Genomic DNA, 5,543 nt, shown 5'->3' with positions numbered 1-5,543 from the left:
GGGTGGGACGACTGGGCCCAAGGCGCCGTCGCGGCCGTCGTCGCCGCGGTCACCGCCCGGCTCGCGCTCACGCTGGCCGCGCGGCGCGGGGTCCCCGCGGCCAGGCCCGAGGGGCTCGGTGCGGCGGTCGCCTCCGTGGTGCCGGTGCCGGCCGCGGCGGCGGCGGCCGTGACCGTGCTGGTGGGCTGCGCGGCGCTGGGCCTGCCCTTCGTGGCGGCTTCGGTCGTGGGTCTGGGCGCCGCCGAGTTGCTGCTGCGCCGCTGCACGGTCCGCTTCGGCGGGGTGACCGGCGATGTCTTCGGGGCGCTGGAGGGGACCGCCACCACGGCCGTTCTCGTGATGCTCACCATGTTCTGACGGCCCAGCGGCCGACGGGCGTCGGCGGCCCGCCGGATGAGTCCGCCGGGTGAGTCCGCCGGGGAGGGCGGGTGTCAGCCGTCCGCCTGCCCCGCCGCGGCCGGGCAGGCCCTGCGCCAGGGGCCCAGTTCGTACTTCTTCAGCATCGAACTCAGCCCGAGCCTGCGGGACTCGGCGCAGAACTCCCGGGTGGGCAGTTCGTACTCGACGTGGAAGACGGCCTTGCCCGCGCGGACGAACGGGGTCAGTGCGGCGCACTCGCCGTACTGCACGCACTGTTCGTTGACGGCGAAGTCGAAGTCCTTCACGAGCCTCGGGATCTGGGCGAGGTCGTTCTTGAGGCCCACCGCCATGCCCCGTTCATGGGCGAGGCGGGCGATGAGCCGGTTGTAGCGGAGCTGGTCGGCGGCGGTGAGGGGGAAGCCGGTGCGGTTGCGGTAGCCGTCCATGTTGTCGGGTTCGACGGCGTCGAAGCCCTTGTCGCGGCACATGTCGAGGCGGGCCGCCATGATCGGTCCGAGGACGTCGGTACGGCGGACGTCCAGCCAGCGCTCGCCCTCCCAGCCGTTGCCGCGGCCGAGGACGGACTCGGGGAAGTCGCCCGCGTCGGGCCTGAACTCCTCCCAGGCGCCGGTGGACAGGTAGCAGATGACCTTGCGTCCGCGCCGGTGCAGATCGGCGACGGCGGACGCGGGACGGTCGAAGCCGTCGATGTCGTACACGGGTACGTCGACGGACGGGTCGAGGCGGCCGCTGAGCTGCCACTGCCAGTCCAGTCCCGGGTGCGGCCGCCAGCGCTCGCGTCCCGTTCCGGGGTCCTCGGAGGCCGGGGCGGTGCAGCCGGCAACCGCGAGCAGCAGGACCAGCAGCAGCGACAACGGCCGCGGTGGGGACGGGAAGACCGTGCGCCGGCCGGTGCGCGGCTGCCGTGGTGGGCCGGCCGGAGGCCGCGGCGCCCTGCCCGGCCGCGCGTGCGCCGCCGGCCCGTGTTCCCGGCCGGCCCGTCCTGCCCGGCGTCCCCGCTCCACGCACCCTCCCCAGGTGGCCGACCCGCCTCGGTCCGGCCCGACACAGCACCGTACCGGCCGTGCCGGTCCCCCTGAGCGCGGGCGCCGTTCGGGGCCCGCGGCCCGCGCGCACGCGCCGCCCCGCATGCCCGGGCCCCGCCGGTTCCCGGACCACCCCGCGCGTCCCCGAACCCGCGTAACCCCACCGGGCTCCGGTCGGCACCCACGGCGGCGCGGCGCCGGGAACGGCGACGACGCGTACAGCGGCGGCGACGGCATGCGGGGGGGCTCGGGGCGCCGGACCGCACTCCGCCCCGGACGCCGGGGCCCGGCTCCCGGACCGCGGCGCGGCACCGCACGGCGCGGCACAGCGCGCCGCGGACCGAGGGGAATCCCTGCATCCCGCGCCCGTATGACCCGGCAGCAGCCCGGGGGAGCCTTGTGCGGAGGGCGGTGAGCGTAGGCTCATTTCCGGCGCTCGTTGGGCCGGAATACGATGCGCCGGGCACGGCCGCCCACCCCTTCGGCCGACAAACTCAACGGAAGCGAGACCTCACCACCGTGACTGCTCTGACTCTCAGCACAGCCGGCGCGGCGACGCTGCGCGCCGACGCCCTCGTCGTCGGGGTGGCGAAGGGCGCCAAGGGCCCCGTCGTCGCACCGGGCGCGGAGGCCGTGGACAAGGCGTTCGACGGCAAGCTGGCCACCGTTCTCGAGACCCTCGGCGCGAGCGGCGCCGAGGGCGAGGTGACCAAGCTCCCCGCGCCGTCCGGCATCAAGGCTCCGGTCGTGCTGGCGGTCGGCCTGGGCAGCGCACCCGAGAAGGACGAGACGTTCAGCGCCGAGGCGCTGCGCCGCGCCGCCGGTGCCGCCTCCCGTGCGCTGGCCGGCTCGAAGAAGGCGGCCTTCGCGCTGCCCCTGCTCGACGGCGCCGCGGACGTGGCGGCCGTCGCGGAGGGCGCGCTGCTCGGCGCGTACGCCTTCACCGCGTACCAGGAGAGCAAGAACGGCAAGGAGGGCAACGGCAAGGCCCCCCTCGCCGAGGTCGCCCTGCTCGGCGCGAAGCCGCGTGACAAGGAGCACAAGGCCGCGGCCGAGCGTGCCCTGGCGGTGGCCGAGGAGGTCAACCGCGCACGCGACCTGATCAACACCCCGCCGAACGACCTGGACCCGGCTGCCTTCGCCGCCATCGCCACCGAGGCGGGCAAGCAGCACGGCATCAAGGTGCAGGTGCTCGACGAGAAGGCGCTCGCCAAGGGCGGCTACGGCGGCATCCTCGGCGTCGGCGCGGGCTCCGCCGCCCCGCCGCGGCTGGTGAAGCTGTCGTACACCAGCTCCCGGGCGAAGAAGCACCTGGCACTGGTCGGCAAGGGCATCACCTACGACTCGGGCGGCATCTCGCTGAAGCCGGCCGGCCACAACGAGACGATGAAGTGCGACATGAGCGGCGCCGCCGCCGTCTTCGCCGCCGTCGTCGCGGCGGCCCGTCTCGGCCTCGAGGTCAATGTCACCGGCTGGCTGGCGCTCGCCGAGAACATGCCGTCCGGCTCGGCCACCCGCCCCGGCGACGTGCTGCGCATGTACTCCGGCAAGACGGTCGAGGTCCTCAACACGGACGCCGAGGGCCGGCTGGTCCTGGCCGACGCGCTCACCAGGGCCTCGGAGGAGAAGCCGGACGCGATCGTCGACGTGGCGACGCTGACCGGCGCGATGGTGCTGGCGCTGGGCAACCGGACCTTCGGCATCATGGCCAACGACGACGCGTTCCGCACCTCGCTGCACGAGATCGCCGAGGAGGTCGGCGAGCAGTCCTGGCCGATGCCGCTGCCAGCCGAGCTGCGCAAGGGCATGGACTCCTCCACGGCCGACATCGCCAACATGGGCGAGCGGATGGGCGGCGGCCTGGTTGCCGGCCTGTTCCTGAAGGAGTTCGTCGGCGAGGGCATCACCTGGGCCCACCTCGACATCGCGGGGCCGGCCTTCAACGAGTCGGGCCCCTACGGCTACACGCCGAAGGGCGGCACGGGCTCCGCGATCCGCACCCTGGTCCGCCTGGCCGAGCGCACCGCCTCCGGCGACCTCGGCTGAGCGGGGCCCGGCCCCGCCGGGTCCGGTACGAGCGGATTGAGAAGCTGATGCCACAACGGCCGTACGGGTTTCGCCCACGACGAAATCCGTACGGCCGTACGCGTGAGTAACCCCGATGGCGCCGCCCGGCGCCGTCTCAGAGCCCGGCCCCGCGTCCCAGCCGCTCCGAACAAGTGCGAAGATGGGTTCTCGGCAGGACAGGGCCCCCACCACAGGGCCGACGATGAAGCGGCCGAAACACCAGCCGCCGCCCGGTCATGGACGACCGGCGCCGGCGCACATGCATGGAGGACGTGACGTGGCGAACGACGCCAGCACCGTTTTCGACCTAGTGATCCTCGGCGGTGGCAGCGGCGGTTACGCCGCGGCGCTGCGCGGAGCGCAGCTGGGCCTCGACGTCGCCCTGATCGAGAAGGACAAGCTCGGCGGCACCTGCCTGCACCGTGGATGCATTCCCACCAAGGCCCTGCTGCACGCCGGCGAGATCGCCGACCAGGCCCGTGAGAGTGAGCAGTTCGGTGTCAAGGCCAGCTTCGAGGGCATCGACATCGCCGGTGTCCACAAGTACAAGGACGACGTGATCTCGGGCCTCTACAAGGGCCTGCAGGGTCTCGTCGCCTCCCGCAAGGTGACGTACATCGAGGGCGAGGGCCGACTGTCCTCCCCCACCTCCGTCGACGTGAACGGCCGCCGCATCGAGGGCCGCCACGTGCTCCTGGCGACCGGCTCCGTGCCGAAGTCCCTGCCCGGCCTGGAGATCGACGGCAACCGCATCATCTCCTCCGACCACGCCCTGGTCCTGGACCGCGTCCCGCAGTCCGCGATCATCCTGGGCGGCGGCGTCATCGGCGTCGAGTTCGCCTCCGCCTGGAAGTCCTTCGGCACCGACGTGACGATCGTCGAGGGCCTGAAGCACCTGGTGCCGGTCGAGGACGAGAACAGCTCCAAGCTTCTTGAGCGCGCCTTCCGCAAGCGCGGCATCAAGTTCAACCTCGGTACGTTCTTCCAGAGCGCCGAGTACACCGAGAACGGTGTCAAGGTCACCCTCGCGGACGGCAAGACCTTCGAGGCCGAGGTGCTGCTGGTCGCCATCGGCCGCGGCCCGGTCTCGGCCGGTCTCGGATACGAGGAGGCCGGAGTCGCCATGGACCGGGGCTACGTCCTGGTCGACGAGTACATGCGGACCAACGTGCCCACCATCTCCGCCGTCGGCGACCTCGTGCCGACGCTCCAGCTCGCGCACGTGGGCTTCGCCGAAGGCATCCTGGTGGCGGAGCGGCTCGCCGGCCTCAAGGCCGTGCCGATCGACTACGACGGTGTCCCGCGGGTGACGTACTGCCACCCGGAGGTCGCCTCCGTGGGTATCACCGAGGCCAAGGCCAAGGAGATCTACGGCGCCGACAAGGTCGTCGCTCTGAAGTACAACCTGGCGGGCAACGGCAAGAGCAAGATCCTGAAGACCGCCGGCGAGATCAAGCTCGTCCAGGTCAAGGACGGTGCCGTGGTCGGCGTCCACATGGTCGGCGACCGCATGGGCGAGCAGGTCGGCGAGGCGCAGCTGATCTACAACTGGGAGGCGCTGCCCGCCGAGGTCGCGCAGCTCGTCCACGCGCACCCGACGCAGAACGAGGCGCTCGGTGAGGCCCACCTGGCCCTGGCCGGCAAGCCGCTGCACTCCCACGACTGATCAGCTCTCCCGATGGGCCGTGCACCCCTAATCCGCAAAGTTCGTTAGGAGCAACCGAAACCATGGCGGTTTCCGTAACACTGCCGGCGCTCGGTGAGAGCGTGACCGAAGGCACCGTCACCCGCTGGCTGAAGGCCGAGGGTGAACACGTGGAGGCCGACGAGCCGCTGCTCGAGGTCTCCACCGACAAGGTCGACACCGAGATCCCCGCCCCCGCCTCCGGAATCCTCGCGTCCATCAAGGTCGCCGAGGACGAGACGGTGGAGGTCGGCGCCGAGCTGGCCGTCATCGACGACGGCAGCGGCGCCCCCGCCGCCGCCCCGGCCGCGGAGCCCGCTCCGGCGGCCGCTCCCGAGCCCGAGCCGGTCCCGGCCCCCGCGGCCGCCGACCAGACGGCCCCGTCC

Annotated in this window: 5 protein-coding genes; 4 read left to right on the top strand and 1 reads right to left on the bottom strand. The window is 72.8% G+C overall.

All coding sequences use genetic code 11. The annotated features are described in order from the left end of the window. Positions 1 to 357: adenosylcobinamide-GDP ribazoletransferase (locus GUY61_RS33855; protein ID WP_208106798.1), on the top strand; the 357-nt coding region annotated here is incomplete at its 5' end. A gap of 74 nt (positions 358 to 431) precedes the next feature. Here GUY61_RS33855 and GUY61_RS33850 read toward each other — a convergent pair. After that, on the bottom strand, positions 432 to 1,235 hold the full coding sequence (locus GUY61_RS33850) for an endo alpha-1,4 polygalactosaminidase (protein ID WP_166634148.1): 804 nt from the start codon (positions 1,233 to 1,235) through the stop codon (positions 432 to 434). A gap of 690 nt (positions 1,236 to 1,925) precedes the next feature. Between GUY61_RS33850 and GUY61_RS33845 the strand changes: the two genes are divergently transcribed. The 3 genes from GUY61_RS33845 to GUY61_RS33835 form a co-directional block, all read left to right on the top strand. Further along, complete coding sequence (locus GUY61_RS33845; RefSeq protein WP_166634147.1) at positions 1,926 to 3,452, top strand: leucyl aminopeptidase; 1,527 nt, start codon at positions 1,926 to 1,928, stop codon at positions 3,450 to 3,452. 298 nt (positions 3,453 to 3,750) lie between these two features. Next, positions 3,751 to 5,139: a dihydrolipoyl dehydrogenase gene (lpdA, locus tag GUY61_RS33840; RefSeq protein WP_166634146.1), complete on the top strand. Its 1,389-nt coding sequence runs from the start codon at positions 3,751 to 3,753 to the stop codon at positions 5,137 to 5,139. 62 nt (positions 5,140 to 5,201) lie between these two features. After that, the coding region (locus GUY61_RS33835) for a biotin/lipoyl-containing protein (RefSeq protein WP_313896992.1) at positions 5,202 to 5,543 on the top strand (342 nt) is incomplete at its 3' end.

Source organism: Streptomyces sp. GC420 (genome assembly GCF_009916105.1).
GTDB lineage: Bacteria > Actinomycetota > Actinomycetes > Streptomycetales > Streptomycetaceae > Streptomyces.
The sequence above is the reverse complement of the archived record's forward strand: the minus strand, read 5'-3'. Positions and strand labels throughout refer to the sequence as shown.